At 36.9% G+C, this 17,022-nt stretch carries 13 protein-coding genes; 1 reads left to right on the forward strand and 12 read right to left on the reverse strand.

The window, feature by feature from the left end:
- Positions 1-22: 22 nt before the first annotated feature.
- From LMOATCC19117_RS08290 to LMOATCC19117_RS08305, 4 genes are all read right to left on the reverse strand, one after another.
- Entirely contained in the window at positions 23-445 is a 423-nt protein-coding gene (locus LMOATCC19117_RS08290) for a general stress protein (protein ID WP_003733223.1), read from the reverse strand.
- Positions 445-3,663 carry a DEAD/DEAH box helicase gene (locus tag LMOATCC19117_RS08295; RefSeq protein WP_003734360.1) on the reverse strand — a complete coding sequence of 1,073 codons (3,219 nt, stop codon included), beginning with the start codon at positions 3,661-3,663 and terminating at the stop codon, positions 445-447. Before LMOATCC19117_RS08295 ends, LMOATCC19117_RS08290 begins: the two co-directional genes overlap by 1 nt.
- Positions 3,664-3,746: 83 nt before the next feature.
- The gene (locus LMOATCC19117_RS08300; RefSeq protein WP_003734361.1) at positions 3,747-6,818 is read right to left on the reverse strand and encodes an SbcC/MukB-like Walker B domain-containing protein; all 3,072 of its coding nucleotides are present in this window, start codon (positions 6,816-6,818) and stop codon (positions 3,747-3,749) included.
- On the reverse strand, positions 6,815-7,939 hold the full coding sequence (locus LMOATCC19117_RS08305; protein ID WP_003734362.1) for an exonuclease SbcCD subunit D: 1,125 nt from the start codon (positions 7,937-7,939) through the stop codon (positions 6,815-6,817). The genes LMOATCC19117_RS08300 and LMOATCC19117_RS08305 overlap by 4 nt, the downstream gene beginning before the upstream one ends.
- Before the next feature lie 115 nt (positions 7,940-8,054).
- Between LMOATCC19117_RS08305 and LMOATCC19117_RS08310 the strand changes: the two genes are divergently transcribed.
- Positions 8,055-8,663 carry a lysophospholipid acyltransferase family protein gene (locus LMOATCC19117_RS08310; RefSeq protein WP_003727338.1) on the forward strand — a complete coding sequence of 203 codons (609 nt, stop codon included), beginning with the start codon at positions 8,055-8,057 and terminating at the stop codon, positions 8,661-8,663.
- Positions 8,664-8,704: 41 nt separating this feature from the next.
- Here the strand turns inward: LMOATCC19117_RS08310 and LMOATCC19117_RS08315 are convergent, their stop codons facing one another.
- The 8 genes from LMOATCC19117_RS08315 to LMOATCC19117_RS08350 form a co-directional block, all read right to left on the reverse strand.
- Positions 8,705-9,220: a hypothetical protein gene (locus LMOATCC19117_RS08315; protein ID WP_003726203.1), complete on the reverse strand. Its 516-nt coding sequence runs from the start codon at positions 9,218-9,220 to the stop codon at positions 8,705-8,707.
- Between the two features lie 173 nt (positions 9,221-9,393).
- Positions 9,394-9,882: a CcdC family protein gene (locus LMOATCC19117_RS08320; RefSeq protein ID WP_003723512.1), complete on the reverse strand. Its 489-nt coding sequence runs from the start codon at positions 9,880-9,882 to the stop codon at positions 9,394-9,396.
- Positions 9,883-9,962: 80 nt separating this feature from the next.
- The gene (locus LMOATCC19117_RS08325; protein ID WP_003726205.1) at positions 9,963-11,768 is read right to left on the reverse strand and encodes an ABC transporter ATP-binding protein; all 1,806 of its coding nucleotides are present in this window, start codon (positions 11,766-11,768) and stop codon (positions 9,963-9,965) included.
- Complete coding sequence (locus LMOATCC19117_RS08330; RefSeq protein WP_003727336.1) at positions 11,752-13,521, reverse strand: ABC transporter ATP-binding protein; 1,770 nt, start codon at positions 13,519-13,521, stop codon at positions 11,752-11,754. The genes LMOATCC19117_RS08325 and LMOATCC19117_RS08330 overlap by 17 nt, the downstream gene beginning before the upstream one ends.
- A 403-nt stretch (positions 13,522-13,924) precedes the next feature.
- Complete coding sequence (locus LMOATCC19117_RS08335; protein ID WP_003744136.1) at positions 13,925-14,545, reverse strand: hypothetical protein; 621 nt, start codon at positions 14,543-14,545, stop codon at positions 13,925-13,927.
- A 15-nt stretch (positions 14,546-14,560) separates the two neighbouring features.
- Positions 14,561-15,055: a matrixin family metalloprotease gene (locus LMOATCC19117_RS08340; RefSeq protein WP_003726261.1), complete on the reverse strand. Its 495-nt coding sequence runs from the start codon at positions 15,053-15,055 to the stop codon at positions 14,561-14,563.
- 793 nt (positions 15,056-15,848) lie between these two features.
- Entirely contained in the window at positions 15,849-16,412 is a 564-nt protein-coding gene (locus tag LMOATCC19117_RS08345; protein ID WP_003734363.1) for a VanZ family protein, read from the reverse strand.
- Positions 16,413-16,429: 17 nt separating this feature from the next.
- A complete protein-coding gene (locus LMOATCC19117_RS08350) occupies positions 16,430-16,861 on the reverse strand; it encodes an Lmo1656 family SNX6-recruiting virulence factor (RefSeq protein ID WP_003734364.1) in 432 nt (143 codons plus the stop codon).
- Positions 16,862-17,022 lie beyond the last annotated feature (161 nt).

Here is a 17,022-nt window from a genome sequence, read left to right on the forward strand (position 1 = left end):
AACTTCTCCTTTTTCACCGATATTATCTTGCAAAAATTAAGATGTTATCTGCATGTAAATTTTCAATCATTTTATCCACTTGTTCCGCTGTTAAATCAAAGTCTTCTAATAATCTTTTTACAGATTTATCGTCTGTTTTCGAGAACCATTTGGCAAAGGGACCGGCAGCATACAAAGCACCGTATTTGGGATTGTAAGCTTGTGGAATAACAATGGCTCCACTTAGAGATTGGAGGATTCCAGAAATAATACCGAAAGCCTCTTCATTTACGGGACGTTCGATTTCGATATTTTCTTTTTCTGCTAAAGTTTCTAGGTTCTTGTTGTGTTTTGATTTGGCTAGAACAGAAATATCTTCTTTTTCATAGCCCTCACTTACTAATTTGCTGATGATTTCCTCTGCTGCCTCAACATTTTGAACTGCGAATACTTCCCACTTTTTCATTATTTGTCATCCCTTCCATTATCCAATTGTAAAATTTGTTTAATTTCTTCGGTACTTAATTTGCCTAGCATTTGTTCGCCTGGTTGGATTAGTTCGTCCACTAGCGCTTGTTTTTTCTTTTGCAAATCAAAAATTCGTTCTTCTATCGTTCCTTTAGTGATCATCCGGAACACTTGGACAACGCGTTTTTGCCCGATTCGATGTGCACGTCCGGTAGCTTGTTCTTCTACAGCCGGATTCCACCATAAATCGTATAAAATCACGGTATCCGCGCCAACAAGATTGAGCCCGGTTCCACCAGCTTTTAAGGAAATCAAGAAAATATCATTCTCCCCTTCGTTAAAAGCATTAACCATATCTAGTCTTGTTTTCGATGGAGTTTTACCATCCATGTAGAAAAGTGTTTGTCCATCTTCTTCTAGTTTTTGGCGAATAATTCCAAGCATACCCGTGAATTGGGAAAATAGGAGAATGCGTTTACCGTTTTCTCTTGCTGTTTGTATTGTATCAAATAACTGTAGTAATTTACCAGATTCACCTTGATAATTTTCCACAAAAAGGCTCGGATCACAGCAAATTTGGCGTAAACGGGTTAATCCTGCGAGTAATTTGATTCGTTCTTCGGAAGCATTACCATTGCTTGCTTCTAAATCAGCTTGAATTTTTTCTAAATAAGCTAAGTATATTGTTTTTTGCTCATCGGTTAATTCAGAATAAAGGTTGGTTTCAATTTTATCTGGTAGTTCTTTGACGACATCTTGTTTTAGTCGACGTAGTAAGAATGGACGAATCATTTTAGCAATGTTGTCGTAAGGTATTTCTTTAAATTTGCGCAATGAAGGGAAAAATCCTGGCATTAATGTTTGGAAAATAGCCCATAGTTCATCGATGCTGTTTTCAAGCGGCGTTCCACTGAGCGCGAATACATGATTGCGTTTCAAAGCGCGCACAGCTTGAGAGGCCTTCGTATGATAATTCTTGATAGCTTGTGATTCGTCAATAATAACACTTGAAAAAGCGACATCTGCAAAATGGACAATATCTTGGCGTAACGATGGATACGAAATCAAGTAGACATGGCCATGCTTCATTTCTTCCATTTCGGCTATCCGGGATTGTTTCGTTCCATGTAAAACGGTCACTGGAATAGCTGGCGCAAATTTTTCTAATTCGCTTTGCCAGTTATAAAGTAGTGATGCTGGCGTAATAATTAAGACTGGTTTTAAGTTAGGATTATCTTCTAACTCAGATGCTAGAAAACTAATCGTTTGCACCGTTTTACCAAGCCCCATATCATCTGCTAAAATACCACCAAGATTATACTTCGCAAGTGATTTCATCCATTCGAAACCAGTTAGTTGATAATCGCGCAACTCTGCTTTTAATCCTTTTGGTAACGCAAAGCTGTCTTCGGATTGCGTCGTAATATCTGTAAGCAATTCGCGGAAAGAACGACTGAATTTATGATGTTCATCTTGTGCTCCTGCTCCTAAAATATCATAAATTTGCATCCCACGATAAAGCGGTACTTGCATGTTTGCTTGGACATCTTTCTTACGCACTTCTAACATTTGGAGTACATCTTCCATTTGTTTGTAGTTTTCTGATTCAAGCGATAAGAAACGACCACTTTTCAGACGATGATAGCTACGTTTTTCACGCAAAGATTCTAGGACATTTTGCACTTCTTCTTCCGGAATACCTTTGAAATCAAACGAAACAGAAAGATAATCGTTATCACCAGAAACATCCAGTGTCGTAACTGGGCGCACATTCTCTTCTACCATTTCTTCGAGACCGTCTTCCATATAAATCTCTGCGTACTCTGCTAGTTTTGGAATGGTGCGATAATAAAATTGATACAAATCCTTTTCTTGTTTATTGACGACCATTTTTGTTCCAGAAAAATGAACAGGGGCGCTTTCGATAATATTCATCACACGGGCTTCTTTTTCGACATCACGTATCATGATTTTTTCGTTTTCTTCTTCTGATGTTGCAAATGGATCGAAAAGCTGATTGCCATAATGGTATTCCAGGCGCAACGTGTGCTCCCCGTATTCGAGGGCAATAAATAATTTACAATCAAGCGGCTGTTGCGTAATCCGGTCTTCAATCGAGTCATCCAGTTTTAACTTTCCGCTTTTCTGTAAGGCTGGTAATACGTAGGAAATGACTTCACTTAATTGCGACTCTGAAAATTGTACCACTTCATTTTTTGTAACTTTATGAAATTCCATTAATGGTTTTAAAGATTCCCACACTTCTTTTGCCGGTATGAAAAAGGTACCGTCAAAGAAAAGAAGTTGGTAGGCTTCAAAAAAGATTGCTTGTTGTAAGTCTTCCATTTCTAGTTGGTATTTATCTTCTGCACTTTTTTTGAGTTCAAAAATGAAATCAAGGTTGTCGTGGCGCACATTGATACCGCGATATTTAATATCTTCTACGCGTTCTTTCATAATAATGCACGTCGTATCGCGTTCTGTGAGTAGTTCTAACAGGTCGCTCGCCATACTCGGTGGAATCGTTAGGTTTTTCTCTTCTGCGTAAGATTTGGACCAATAAAAAGAATCTGTATCATACATTTTGGCAATTTCACTGATTTGCAGTAGTTTATCCAAAATTTGTTTGTCTTCCTCAAGAAAGAAATGCTCGTTTGGATCGTAAGCAAAATTCTTAGTGAAAACAAGCCACTGCCTGTCGCGAATTGCGGCTAAAAATGTATTCATATTTTTTACAACATAGGTCCGTTCTGTGCCAACTTTGACTTCAATAGTCATGATATAACTAGAATCATCGGGTTTTAAACGAATGATATACTGCGTTTGGAGTGGCGTTTTATTCGTATTGTCCTCTTCTACTTCGAGCTGTTGCGCCATATTTTGTTGAAAAAGGGAAAGAAGTGTATTTGATTCTTGCGTGAGAATTCGATTTTTAAAATCTTGTTTGGCTGCTTTTTGCTTTTCTTTTTCCATTTTCAGATGGGTTGCGTAGATGTGTTTGCAAATCGCGTTCAATTGAAAATCGGCACAACTACACGCATAATTTTCATTACCTGCATCTTCTACGACATTTTGATCAATAAAATACGTTGAAAAATGGTCTGATGCATCTTTTTCACGAAACTGAATGATTTCTCCGTCTTCCATCAGTTTCTTTCCAGCCTGCTTCACACTATATGGGATCATTTTATTTTGAATTGCTGTAAAGTGCTCCATTACTTTCTTCCTCCCAAAACCGTCCATTACTCTAAACTACTATTATATAGGAAAAGACGAGGGACGGCAACGCATGCGGTCTTTTAGCTACTTGCAGTAATAAATTTAGTGGTACTTCCGTGATTTGTTGCGGTTACTTCTAGCCTTGCGGAAATTCGTTCTTTTAGTTCTGGTACATGGGAAATAATCCCAACTAAGCGGCCATTTTCTTGTGTTTCCAGTAAGCATTCTACAGCGGCTTCAAGTGATTCAGGATCAAGCGTACCGAATCCTTCATCAATAAACATCGTTTCAAGTGAAATCCCACCTGCCATTTCTTGAACGACTTCTGCGAGTGATAATGCAAGCGCTAAAGAAGTTTTGAAGCTTTCTCCTCCCGAAAGTGTTTTTACATGTCGAGTTAATCCTGTATACTCATCAAAAACTTCAAGTTCTAAGCCACTTTGGACATTTCCTTTTGCTTTTTCCATTTTCCGCTGTAGTTCAAAACGACCGCTTGTCATTTTGGATAAACGGTGGTTGGCGCGGTGAATAATCGTGTCTAAAAACATCGCTAAAATATATCGTTCAAACGTTAATCTCCGGGCATTTTTACCACGCGCTGCATCAGCTAGTAAGCCAATATCCGCATAATTTTCTTCGGCTTGTTCCACTGCCTGAATACTGTTTTGGTAGTTTTCGACAAGTTCTTTTCTTTTTGCAACGAATTCGCGTTGTTTCATTGTATTTTCTTCTGATTGGCTAAGTTCGAGTTGTTTCTCTTTCATAATGAATTCTAGTTGTTCCATATTTGGTTTTTGTTTGTTTTGGAGTTTTTCTTTTAAATCAGCTTGGCGTGATACAGCTAAATGGCGTTTTCGCTCGTATTCGGCCAGTTTTTCTTCTAAGTTTTTTAGTTCTTCTACTGATAACAAAGCTTGTTTATACGCATCATAGGATAAAAAATCATTTTGTTTCATGGCTTCTTTGAAAATTTCGCGCTGTACTTGTAAGGCTTCTTTCGCATCCACCGTTGTTTTTTGCGCTGAATGTAACGTGGATTCTAGTCTGGTTGTTTCTTTTTCTGCCTGTCTAAACAACGCATCAATCTGTTCGGCTTGTTTGATATGTGTTTCGATTTTTGAGCTTAGTTCTTTCATTTTGTTATCGAAAACAGCCTTATCTCGCAACTCGTCGGGAATGGATTGTTCCAAATAAGTTCGTTTCCCTTCCGTTAGTTGCACTTGTTGATGCAACTTTTCTACTTCGAGAGCCATCTTATTTTTTTCGGTTAGCGTTTCATTTTGTCTGTTTTTCAATGATTCTAATGTCGCTTGGACAGTTTCTTTTTGAGCTACTTCGGATTGCAACTGGGTTATTTGCTCTCTCAGATTAGTAGCTAGTTGGATATTTTCAGCTAAAGTTTGTTGTATTTCGGCTAAACTTTGCTCTTTCATATCTGCCCATTCATTAAGTTGCCATTCGAGTTGACTGATAGCTTTTTCCGTCGTAGTAAGCACTAATTGTTTTTCTTGTAGCTTTGCTTTTGCTATTTCGAGTGTTTCAAGGTCAGCTGTTTCTCCAAATTTTGCGAGTACTGGGTGTGACTGTGAACCACAGACAGGACAAGCATCTCCTTCATGCAAATGCGCTGCGATTGTCGCCGCTTGTTCTTTTTCTAGTTTTGTTTCTTCCTGTTTAATCGTTCTTTCCATTTCCGCTTTTTCTATTAAAAGTTGTGCTAATGTTTGTTCTTCAGTTTGTTTTGCTGCATCCCACTCCTCCATTTTTATCCTTTTATTAACCAATTCTTGTTCTTTCTCTATCCTGGCTTCTAATGTTGTCCGTTTGTTAATAACTTCTAAATACATGAGCTCGGCTTTGTTTATTTCCGCTAATCGCGCCTCAACTGATTGCAGTTCTGTGGCTATTTTTTGTTCCTTGTCGATTATTTTTTCTAAAAGGGTCGTTGTTTTTTTCCAGTCTAATTCGGCGCGTCTTTTTTGGATCAAGACTGTTTCTAATTCCAATATTTTCGGTTCCATTTCTTCTAATTGGAAAAGTGTTCGTTTGTTTATTTCTAATTCTGCTTCTTTTTCGGCAAGAGCTTCTTTTTGTTTTTTCGCATGTGAAAATTGGGCTTTTACCTGTTCTGCCTCAAGTGCTACTTGTTTTTCTGTTTGTTCGGCTGTTTCTAATTGTTCTTTTAAACGAATACAAAGTGCATCTTGGGATTGAAGGTTGCTTGCTCTTTTCGCAGCCTCCATACGAACTTCCATTGTTTGATAAAAATCTTTCTCCGCTTCTAGTGTCGCAACTTCTTCTGTATACTTATCCAAATTTTGCCAATCAAGCAGTTGTTCTTTCGCAAGCGTCACTTTTTCGACAGCTTCACTTGTTTGTTTCCGAATAATACTTAATTTATTTTCTAATTCCGTTAAAATTGCTTGTTCTTTTTGAATGGCCTCGTTTTGCAACACGCTGATTTCACTCGTTGTCTTTCCAGAAACTTCCCCATCCGGTAAACTAAGTTCAGCAAGTTCCGCTACTTTTTTACGTGCTTCTACAACCAAGATTTCGGCTTGCTTCTGCTTTTCCCATAACAAATTTTCCACTTTTTCATAGTAAGCAGTATGCGCTAACCGTTGCAATATGACTTCTTTTTCTTTACTATCCGATACGAGCAGTTCTCTAAATTCGCCTTGAGGAATCATCAAAATTTGTCTAAACTGATCCACATTAAGTTGAATTAATTCTTCCATTTTTGCATTAACATCGCGCACGGAACTTGCAAGCAACTTCATTTCGTCACCAATCAACTCATATAATTCTGCTTTTTGCGGCGAAGTGGTTGTTCCGTTTCCGCGTTGTTTGGCAATTTCCTGCTGAGGAATGCGGTTAATTTGGTAAATCTTGTCCTTCAATCTAAAAGCTAGCGTTACTTCCGTTATTTCTTTATCCGTCGCAAAATGACTTCGCATCGAAAAACTTTCCCTATCAAATGTGTTCGCTTTCCCAAAAATTGCAAAACTAATCGCATCAAAAATTGTCGATTTCCCAGCTCCTGTTTTACCAGAAATCACAAAAATTTGCTCCGTTCCAAGCTTTTCAAAATCAATGACTTCTTTTTTGGCATAGGCTCCAAAAGCTTGCATCGTTAATTTAATCGGTCTCATTCCGCATCCCCCTTCCTCGCTTGTTCAAAAACATCCGCTAACTTTTGTTTTTGTGTTTCCGTTAATTCTGTCCCATTAACATGTTCAAAAAATTGACCAAATAGCTCTAAATCATCTTTTTTCATGATTTCTTCAAAGTTATCTTGCGTTTCTTTTAATGTTTGCTTTTTACGTTCTAAATGTAAAATATTTGGATAAAATTGGCGCAATTTCCCCATCGGATCAATTAAAGCACCTTCATCCATTAAATTCACTTGAAAAAAGTCATCAGGATTTTCCACTAAATTTTCTGTCAGTTCCGCTAGCGTTCCAGAAATAATGCGCATATCATGTTTTGGTGTTAGAAAGCGCTCCGTCACGCTAACCAGTTCTTTTCCTTCCAGTTCCACAATCCGCACGCTTTTGTGATCATTTGCTTCTGAAAATGAATACTTTAAAGGAGATCCACTATAAAAGATAGACGGGTGCCGAATCGCATGCGGATGGTGCAAGTGCCCGAGTGCAGTATATGTAAAACCATCAAAACAATCCGTAGAAACACGGTCCACATTTCCAATTGCTAGTTGTCGTTCGGAATCACTCGGAATACCGCCAGAAACGAACGCATGTCCAACCAAAATCTGCGCCTTGCTTGTATCCCATTTGGACCGAATTTGTTTCGTCACGGCTTGCATAGCGTCCTCAAAACTGCGAATCGAATTATCTGCAAAAGCTTCCCGAATAATTGCTGGTTCGTGATATGGTACAAGCCACACTTCGGCATCCATAAAAGAAATCGCTTCAAACTGCGAGGTACATTTTCCTTTCATATACAACTTGCTACTTTCATACCACTGACTTCCAAAAGCAAGCCGCTCCGCACTGTCATGATTCCCGCTAATGGCAAATATCGGAATACCTAGTTCTACATTCCATTTCACTAAAATATCATTTAGCACTTTCACCGCATCCGCAGGCGGCACGGCGCGGTCATATAAATCTCCTGCTAAAATAAGTGCGTCGACTTGTTCTTCCTCGGCAATCTTCGTTATTTGTGCCAAAATATATTCTTGCTCTGCTAGCATCGATACGCCAGATACAATTTTTCCTAAATGCAAATCAGCTGTATGTAAAAATTTCATCGGTTACCTCATTTCTTTTTCTCAGAGATTATTTATTTTTAATGCAAAACTCGTCAATTTTAAGTATACTAGATATAGTTTAAAAAAATAACTAGCAATACTGGGAGTGAAGAAGTTGTTTTATCATTTCGCAAAAAACCTCGTTCATTTTATTTTAATTATTATTGGTGGACGATTTCAAGTACAAAACAAAGACAAAATCATTGAAGCACCATACGTTGTTGTGTCCACGCATACGTCATGGATTGAAATCTTATACCTCGGTTTCGCCCTATCGCCAACACCGGTACATTATATGGCGAAACAAGAGCTTTTCAAAGGTAAATTCCTTAACTGGCTCATGACGCACCTTAACGCCTTTCCAGTCAATCGCGATAACCCCGGACCAAGCGCCATTAAAGCCCCAATCCGGATGTTAAAATCCGGTAAAGTAGTTGGGATTTTCCCGAGTGGAACTAGAAAAACGACCAACCTTCATTTAAAACGCGGTGCAGTAACTATCGCTCATAAAGCAAAAGTTCCAATGCTACCTGCCGTTTATGATGGGCCAAAAACATTTGGAGAAATTTTAAAACGCAAAAAAATCATTATTCGTTTTGGCGATCCGGTATTATTCAATGATACCGAACTTGACCAAAAAGAGCTACTAGAAGTTAAATCTCAAGAATTAATGGCGACTTTTGAACAACTTCAAAATGAAATTAATCAAACAAAAAATAAATAATAAAAAAGACAGCTTCCATTAGGAAACTGTCTTTTTTATTATCAGGAAGCTGTATCAGTTGTAATGCTTGAAGGATTAAGTCCAGCATCTTTTAATACGCCAGCAATTGCTTCGTCCGCTTTTGCCATCGCTTCGTCTGCTTTTGTTGTATCACGACCACTAGCTTTAAGTGCGTCTGCTTCTAATTTGTAAGCATCACTTAATTGTTTCACAGCTGCTTTGAAATCATCTGTGGATTTACCAAGGTCTGGTGTTTTTTCACTAGCAAGTGCTTCAGATACTTTAAGTGCTGATTCACTAGCTGGTTTCGCAAGAGCTGCAAGGTCTGCTTCAGATGGTTTAGGATCTGCGCCAACTGCTCCTACATAAGCGTTGTAATCGCCATTGTTTTCATTAACAACGTCTACTAAGTCCATGTAATAATTTAGTACTTTGTCTTTATCACTTGTTGTTTCTTTTTTTGTGTCTTCTTTTTTGTCAGAACTGTTAGAACCGGAACAAGCCGCAAGCGACAATCCTAGTGCTAAAGTTAAAACTACTAATAACCATTTTTTCAAGATGATGTCCTCCTTTTTTTCAAGCCAAACTCGGAAGCCCTTTTGTAACTGGCCGCGTCAGTCTCGGATATGCTTCACCCATCCGGCAAGTAACATTACTCACGATGTAACATTATTCATTATAAGCTATTCATACGGAATAATTCAAGCTGTTTTAGAAAATGCTTTCACTATTATTCGTACTCTCCACTAACTTCTACTTTATTAAGCTCTTTTTCAGTATTTTTATATTGGAAATACATCACAATTCGCCAAGGTACAATCATCGCAAACGCCATTATCCAGAACATTCCAGACAACTCTCCCACTTCCAGACTACCACTAATCCAGTACTTGATGAAGATTCGAATGAGTAACAGTCCCATCAAAATAACTGGAAAAGCTTTTGTACGTTTAATAAATACGTACTTATGACGAATTTCGAATTTTGTTGTCCAAATTAAAATAACAGAAAACACAAGCCCCATTGCTATAGCTTCTAAAATATCTACCCACGAAACACGGAAAAAAGGAATAACAAACATGAGAGCGCCTGTTGACATCATAATTGGTGGTATGATAATCCCTTTCACACTTGCTGGACGCTTCGATGCTTTCATTCTTATCATGATAATTCCAGCTCCAAAAACAAGTGTAATGATAATTGAAATGATTAATGACACTTTTAATTCCCCCTACTAATCTGCTGTAACACTTCGCTCCTCATTATATTCCTTTTACCGTTTGAAATAAACTTCTCTGCTTAAAGTGCTTCGTCTAAATCCATTCCGCTATTTTGTAATTGATACATGGAATGGTACACTCCTTCTTCTGCGATTAGTGTATCATGTGTACCACGTTCAATAATTCGTCCTTTAGATAAAACTAAAATTAAATCGGCATCCTTAATTGTCGAAAGTCGATGCGCAATCGCAATCGTCGTACGTCCTTCTCTCATTCGTTTTAACCCAGTTTGAATTAAGCTTTCTGTTTCAGTATCAATATTCGCTGTCGCTTCGTCTAAAACGAGAATTTGCGGATTCGTCACAACCGTTCTGGCAAATGAAATCAGCTGTCTTTGCCCACTTGAAAACGAAGCCCCTCGCTCAATCACTTTATGGTTGTACTCATCGGATAATGTTTGAATAAAGCCATCCGCTTGAACAAATTTCGCAGCATCCACAATTTGTTCATCTGTAATGCTTTTATCGTAGAGGCGAATATTTGTATTAATATCCCCATAAAACATAAAACTATCTTGCAAAACTAGTCCAGTTTTCTTACGCAGTTCTGTAATTTCGTGAGACTTAATCGACTTACCATCAATTAAAATATCGCCACGTTCAAATTCATAAAAACGCATCATTAAATTGATAATGGAACTTTTCCCGCTCCCAGTATGGCCAACAAGCGCCACCGTTTGTCCTGGTTCAGCCGTAAAGCTAATATTTTTAAGAACGTCACGCCCACCTTCATAAGCAAACGAAACATCTTTAAACTCAATTTTAGCGCGTGTGATTTTTGCCTCTGGATCGTTCAATTGGGCTGGCACTTCTTCTGTTTCATCCATAATACGAAATACTCGGGAAGCCGCCGTAATCGCCTCTTGATACATTGCTAGCCGTTCCATTACATTATAAATCGCTTCTAAAAAACGATCAAAGTAACTAATAAAGGCATAAATTGTACCAATCGCTACCGGTCCTATTAATGACTCTGCACCAAAGAAACTAAGAATAATCACTACAGCCAACGCGTAAATCAAATCAATCGCCGGTCCAAGTAATAGCGCATTAAATTTGATATTTTTCATTCCGACGTCATAGTAATCTTTATTGATTTTCTCAAATTCTTTTACTAAACGACGCTCTTGATTAAATTGTTGAACTATCGACATTCCTGAAATCGACTCAGCAATTTTTGCATTTAATTGACTTAATTTTTCTCGTCTCGCCCGGTAAAACTGCGAACTGTATTTCCGGTAAACAAAAATAATAAAGACAATAAGTGGGAATAACAGCAAACTATATAACGCTAATTGAACATTGAGCGCAAACATCGCCGCATAAATCCCTACAAGCATAAACAAACTTTGGATCGCTGTTGAAAGCACATTAATAAACATATCTTTCACCGCTTCGGTATCATTTGTCACGCGCGACACAATGCTTCCTGCAGGCGTTTTGTCAAAATAACGCATACCTAGCGAATGAAGTTTTGTAAAAATATCAATCCGCATTTGTTGCACAATTTCAAGCGCGATTTTTTGGAAGAACAGCAGTTGGAAATACCAAACAACTGATTTCCCAATCGTAAGTCCCAAATATCCCGCACCAAGAATTAGCAAAGCCTGCATTTCCAAATTCATCGGTGTTAAATAATCATCCAAAAATATCTTAATCAAGATTGGTGCAAAGACATCCGCAAGCGTTACGAGAAGAACAAGCACACCTGTCCAAATCAAACTCGGAATATGATATTTGGTATAACTAAGCATTCTTTTTAAAACCTCGCGATGTTCTTTACCGGACATCACTAACATTTCATCTTGTTCATTCATCGCTTCCATCTGCTGCACCCCCTTCTTCTAGTGCTTCTTCCAGTTGTTGCTCGTGGAACATTTCTGCATACCAGCCATCTAAAGCCATTAGTTCCTTATGCGTTCCACGTTCCACGATCTGCCCTTTATCAATCACGATAATTAGATTCGCATGTTCGACAGAGCTAAGTCTGTGTGCGCTAATGATTGTCGTTTTATCCGAACGATTCTCTTTTAAATTAGCTAAAATTTGTTCTTCTGTTTTCGCATCTACTGCCGAAAGTGCATCATCTAAAATAAGCAATTCAGGATTCATAATTAGCGCTCGTGCGATAGCAAGACGTTGCTTCTGACCACCAGAGAGTGAAACCCCGCGCTCGCCGACAATCGTATCATAGCCATTTTCAAAACCAAGAATATCTTCATCTACAGCCACAAGCTTTGCAATCTTCGTCACTTCTTCTTGCGGTGCATCTGGTTTTCCAAAACGAATATTATCTCGTACCGTTGTGGAGAATAAAAACTGATCTTGCGGCACATAGCCAATTGCTTCTCGTAAAGCTCGAACCGTATAGTCTTGAATTTTCACGTTAGCAAAAGCAATCTTACCTTCATACGTATCATATTCTCGCATTAAAAGCTTTAATAAGGATGTTTTCCCAGAACCAGTTCGACCAACAATACCCAGTGTTTCCCCAGCTTTTAATTCAAAATGAATATCTGACAAGACTGGTTCACTCTCATCAGGATAGGTAAATTTGTCCATTGCAACTTGTAAGTCCCCAACTGGAACCGTATCTAGTGCGCCCTCCTGGTCAAGTACATCTTCTTTTTCGGCGAGTAAATGTTGCACACGATCATAAGAAGCATTCCCGCGTTGAATAATATTGTACAAAAATCCAAATGCTAACATCGGCCAAATTAATAAGAATAAGTAGTTCGAAAAAGCAATCACTTGTCCAATAGTCAACTCTCCATCCACAACGAATTTCGCGCCAAATCCTAGTGAAAGAACAAATGAAATCCCCACAATAATGGAAATCATCGGATCAAACATCGCATCCACTTTAGCGACAGAAATATTTTTTTGAACGACTTCTTTGGTTTGTTTTGCAAAATCTTGAATATCTTCTTTCTCTTGTCCAAATGTCCGTGTTACTTTAATGCCAGAAATACTCTCTTGCGTTTTATCATTCAACATTGAAAAAGCGGCTTGTGCTCCGTGGAAACGGTCGTGCAACTTTTTACCTAAAATCGAACTTCCGAGTACCATAAACGGCATTGGAAGTAATGCAATCAAGGTTAGGCGCCAATCAATCGTTATTGCCATTGTCGCAATAACCGTTCCCCCTGTTAGAACAGAATCTGATAGGGTCAAAACGCCAATCCCCGCAACTTGTTGAATAGCTGTAATATCATTCGTCGCATGGGCCATTAAATCCCCAGTACGATAACGTTGAAAGAAAAATGGCGACATCTTGGTAAAATGTTCAAATAATCGTAAACGTAAAGTGCGTTGTAATTTATTATCAGAACCAAAAATTAACATCCGCCAAACATAGCGACCACCGTATGCAAGAATCGCTGCTACAACTAGAATAATCATCCATTTAATCAATTTGTCTTTTGTCAGTGAGTCGTTCGTTACGGCATCAACCGTATAGCCAATAATTTGCGGCGGAACTAACTGTAAAAGCGCAATCGTAAACAAAATGGTTACTCCAAATGCATAAGATTTCCAATTTTCTTTAAAAAACCAACCCAATGCTTTATAAATTTTCAAACAACAATCCCTCCCTTTTCTCCTTAAAATTGGACAAATAAAAATAATGGACCTATTTCTGCCCATTATTACCCGAAAAAATATATTTATTTGTCACCACTTTGTATAAAATAAAACCAAATTAAAGGAGAGTTCCCTTGTTCGTGAAATGATCCGGTGAAATAAATTCTATTTTTAAGCGCAATAATGCCTTGTTTGAAGTCTTCATATAATTATTCATCGTCCATTCCTCCTTTGTTTTATTATGCAACGTTATTAGTTTAACCGATTTTTTTTGAAAGCGCAACAAATAATTGCAAATTGTTTAAAAATTATTTTTATTAGGCTTTTTCTCGAAATCCTTCGACTATATAAAAAAGCATAACGATTCATGCCAGAATCGCTATGCTTTATAATGGCTTATTTAATTTTCGTTGGAAGTAACTTGATTTTCAACGGCCTCTTCATATAATTCAAACTCTTCCGTTTTGCTCACTTCTTTTTCTGTATCAATGTTTTTCGTTTTTTCATCGAAAGAAATGGTAGAATTCCCACCTGCTACAAGGAGTGATCCATCGTCTTGCGTATAAGCAGTGAAAATATAGATTTCGCCTTCTTCTGGTAACTGGTCATCTTCAAAAACATCATAAGCAGAACCATCTTCACGAATACCACCCTGTTTTTCAAGTGCAATTTCCTTATTCAGCGTTAGTTCATTCTTCAAATTCGAAATGACTTCTACTTTGTAATTTGTATAAGCTTCACCAATATACTCGATTGAACCATCTTCTTGTTCGATTGGCGTTTTATTTTTATAGATTGTTCCAGTTTCTTCTGTTACTTTCCCTACAAACACATAATCTGCATCCTCGACCACTTCATCTGGATTATCTACATCCAGTGTATAATCAGAAAAAATGGCATATGTTGGTACTTCTTTCTTCTTTGGTTCAGCTTTTTCGGCATATGTGTTTATTGTTAAAAAACACCCGATAGTTAAAATACTAATTGCTGAAGCGATTATTCCCATAGTTGTTTTTTTCAATGTTAGTACCCCTTTTTAATATTTTTTATATGCTGCATCATAGGATTGTTTATCATTTGTAGATAAAGTAGTTTTGGACGTGCTATACTGATACATTACGTCACTAGAAGCATTATGCCCGAGTCGCAAGCCATGTCCCAACTCATGTGTAGCAACATTTTGTTTCCCAGCATTATTTTTTTTATCCATATTTTTCTTGTTAAAAGTAATTTTCCCGTTACTATAAGTCGTTGCATTGATATTATTATTGGCTGAAATATCACTACAATATACGTCTGATTTATTCGCTCCTGAAGCTGGTCTAATAACTCCTTTTTTATAAGCATTCCAAGTATTAGCGCCAGATCGAATAAATGACATATACTTTGAATTCCCCGAGTAATCTAGGTGTTTACTAGAATCTACTAAGTCCCAGCTATTGATTTTTGCCGCTGCATCTGCTTCATGTCCTGGAAGTAAAATACTCCACAAACATACAAATGCTACTAATAATGATATAATTTTTTTCATTCTCCGCTCTCCCTCTTTGTATGTAATAATTAATAAAGTGTAGCCTCAAACATATTGTCATAAAACAAACTATTATCTTACAAACTCACTCCCTTTTTGTATTCACCTCACTTTAAAACATACAATCACCCATCATTTTCCCGTAGTAGACTGTGCTTTTTATTACCTTTCATCGAACAAAAAAATTGTAACACGAAAACTGAGTGTATAACCAAAAATGTAATGAAATGTCTGTTTTATGTCGTGAATGACTAAAAAGCATTCTTATTTAGAATTATTCTTACTCTTTCTGAAATAACTTTGCCTAAAAAGGCCTATTTCCACTCGTTTTAGAGCGATTATTAGTTTTTTATTCATTTTATGACATATACTTCACTAAATGTTCACCTAATAGGAACTACCCATGAATATTTAATACAATTATCTCTCTCAATATATAAAATATTATATTTTTATCGCATAAATATTCATGAGCGGTATATTAACTTAGTAAAGCAATGGAAGCCAGAGCGGTGAATCCATCCCTTCTTTTGTTTGAATCATCGTCCATAATGTATCCAATAAAAATAATCTTGATGATTTTTTTCATGTTGTACTTCCTTTGTGTTAATATCTATTTAAGGTGTAGCAAATACGGGGTTAAATCATTAATAGATTTATTTCACTTGGAACAAATAATAAGTTTTTAAACGCGTTGATATGACAATAGTTCTGAAGTTGTGTGATGTGCACTTTACAACAATACTATAATAAAAAAGACATCTAATAATTTTACTTAGATGTCTTTAATTTTTTATACATTTGGGTATAATCCCATTTTCCTTAACAAAGGCCTAAACATAACAAAAATCATATATCCAATAATACTCCCAGAAAAGTTCAGTATTACATCATCAATATCGACAAACTTAAAGGGCGATTGATAAATAAGATCCTGTAATAATTGAGCAAGTTCAATCCCGACGGTTGCTATAAAACTTATAGCAAAAACACTTTTCCATCTTAATTTTGGATAACATAATGGTAAAAGCATTCCAAGGGGAACAAACATAATAATATTTGCAACTATTTGAAAAGCAGCGGATTCTCTTTCTGCAATAAACATTTCACTTATTGAATTAAAAGGAATTAAATTCATATAAGGGCCTGTTACAAATATTTTTGTATCTTCTATCAAGAAAGCATTTAACATAAGGGGAAAAATTGTATACTTGATTACACCACAAGCATATACATATAAACATGTTTTAAAGATAATCATCTCTAATTTTTCTCGTCTTTTCAACCATCTTAATAAGAAAAAGACAATATATACAATTAAAGCGATTGTCATTACTAATCCAGAAAATCTAAGCATGTTAACTCTCCTAATTCTTAGTTACTAATGGTTCCTTCGATTTTCACTGTGTACCAATCCATCGCTTTTTCAGCTTTTAAATAGTATTTACTTGATTTCGCATTTGCTTTTGTTGGAAATTCTTTTGTCTTATTTTTATAAAAATAATTCTTTCCTGAAGAAATACTGACTCTGCCAAAATAATCATCTATTCCAAATTTCTCTTTGTGCAAAGTTACCCACGAGTTGGAGTTACTATTCCCGAAACCTTTAGCCGAAACTTTCAATTTAACCGTTCCTTTGTTCAATGAATGATATTTTCCATTTGTAGCACCATTTACAGCTCGACGGTTCATCGAAATGGCTACTTTATTACTTGCTGCGTAGACTGTAATAATTGGGGTTGCTATAATGCTTACACCTACAATGAAAGCCATTAGTCCTTTTAATAATCTCATCTTTCTGTTCATCTTGTTGCCTCCTTTTTGTAATCAATAGTTGCAATGCAAGAGTATCATAAAAAAGCGATGTATAACCAAAAATGTAATGAAATGTCCGATTCTTGTCGTGAACGACTAGAAAATGGAGCTTATTTGGAGATATTTTTACACAACGTGAGTATCATTAAGTT

The organism is Listeria monocytogenes ATCC 19117 (genome assembly GCF_000307025.1).
Lineage (GTDB): Bacteria > Bacillota > Bacilli > Lactobacillales > Listeriaceae > Listeria > Listeria monocytogenes_B.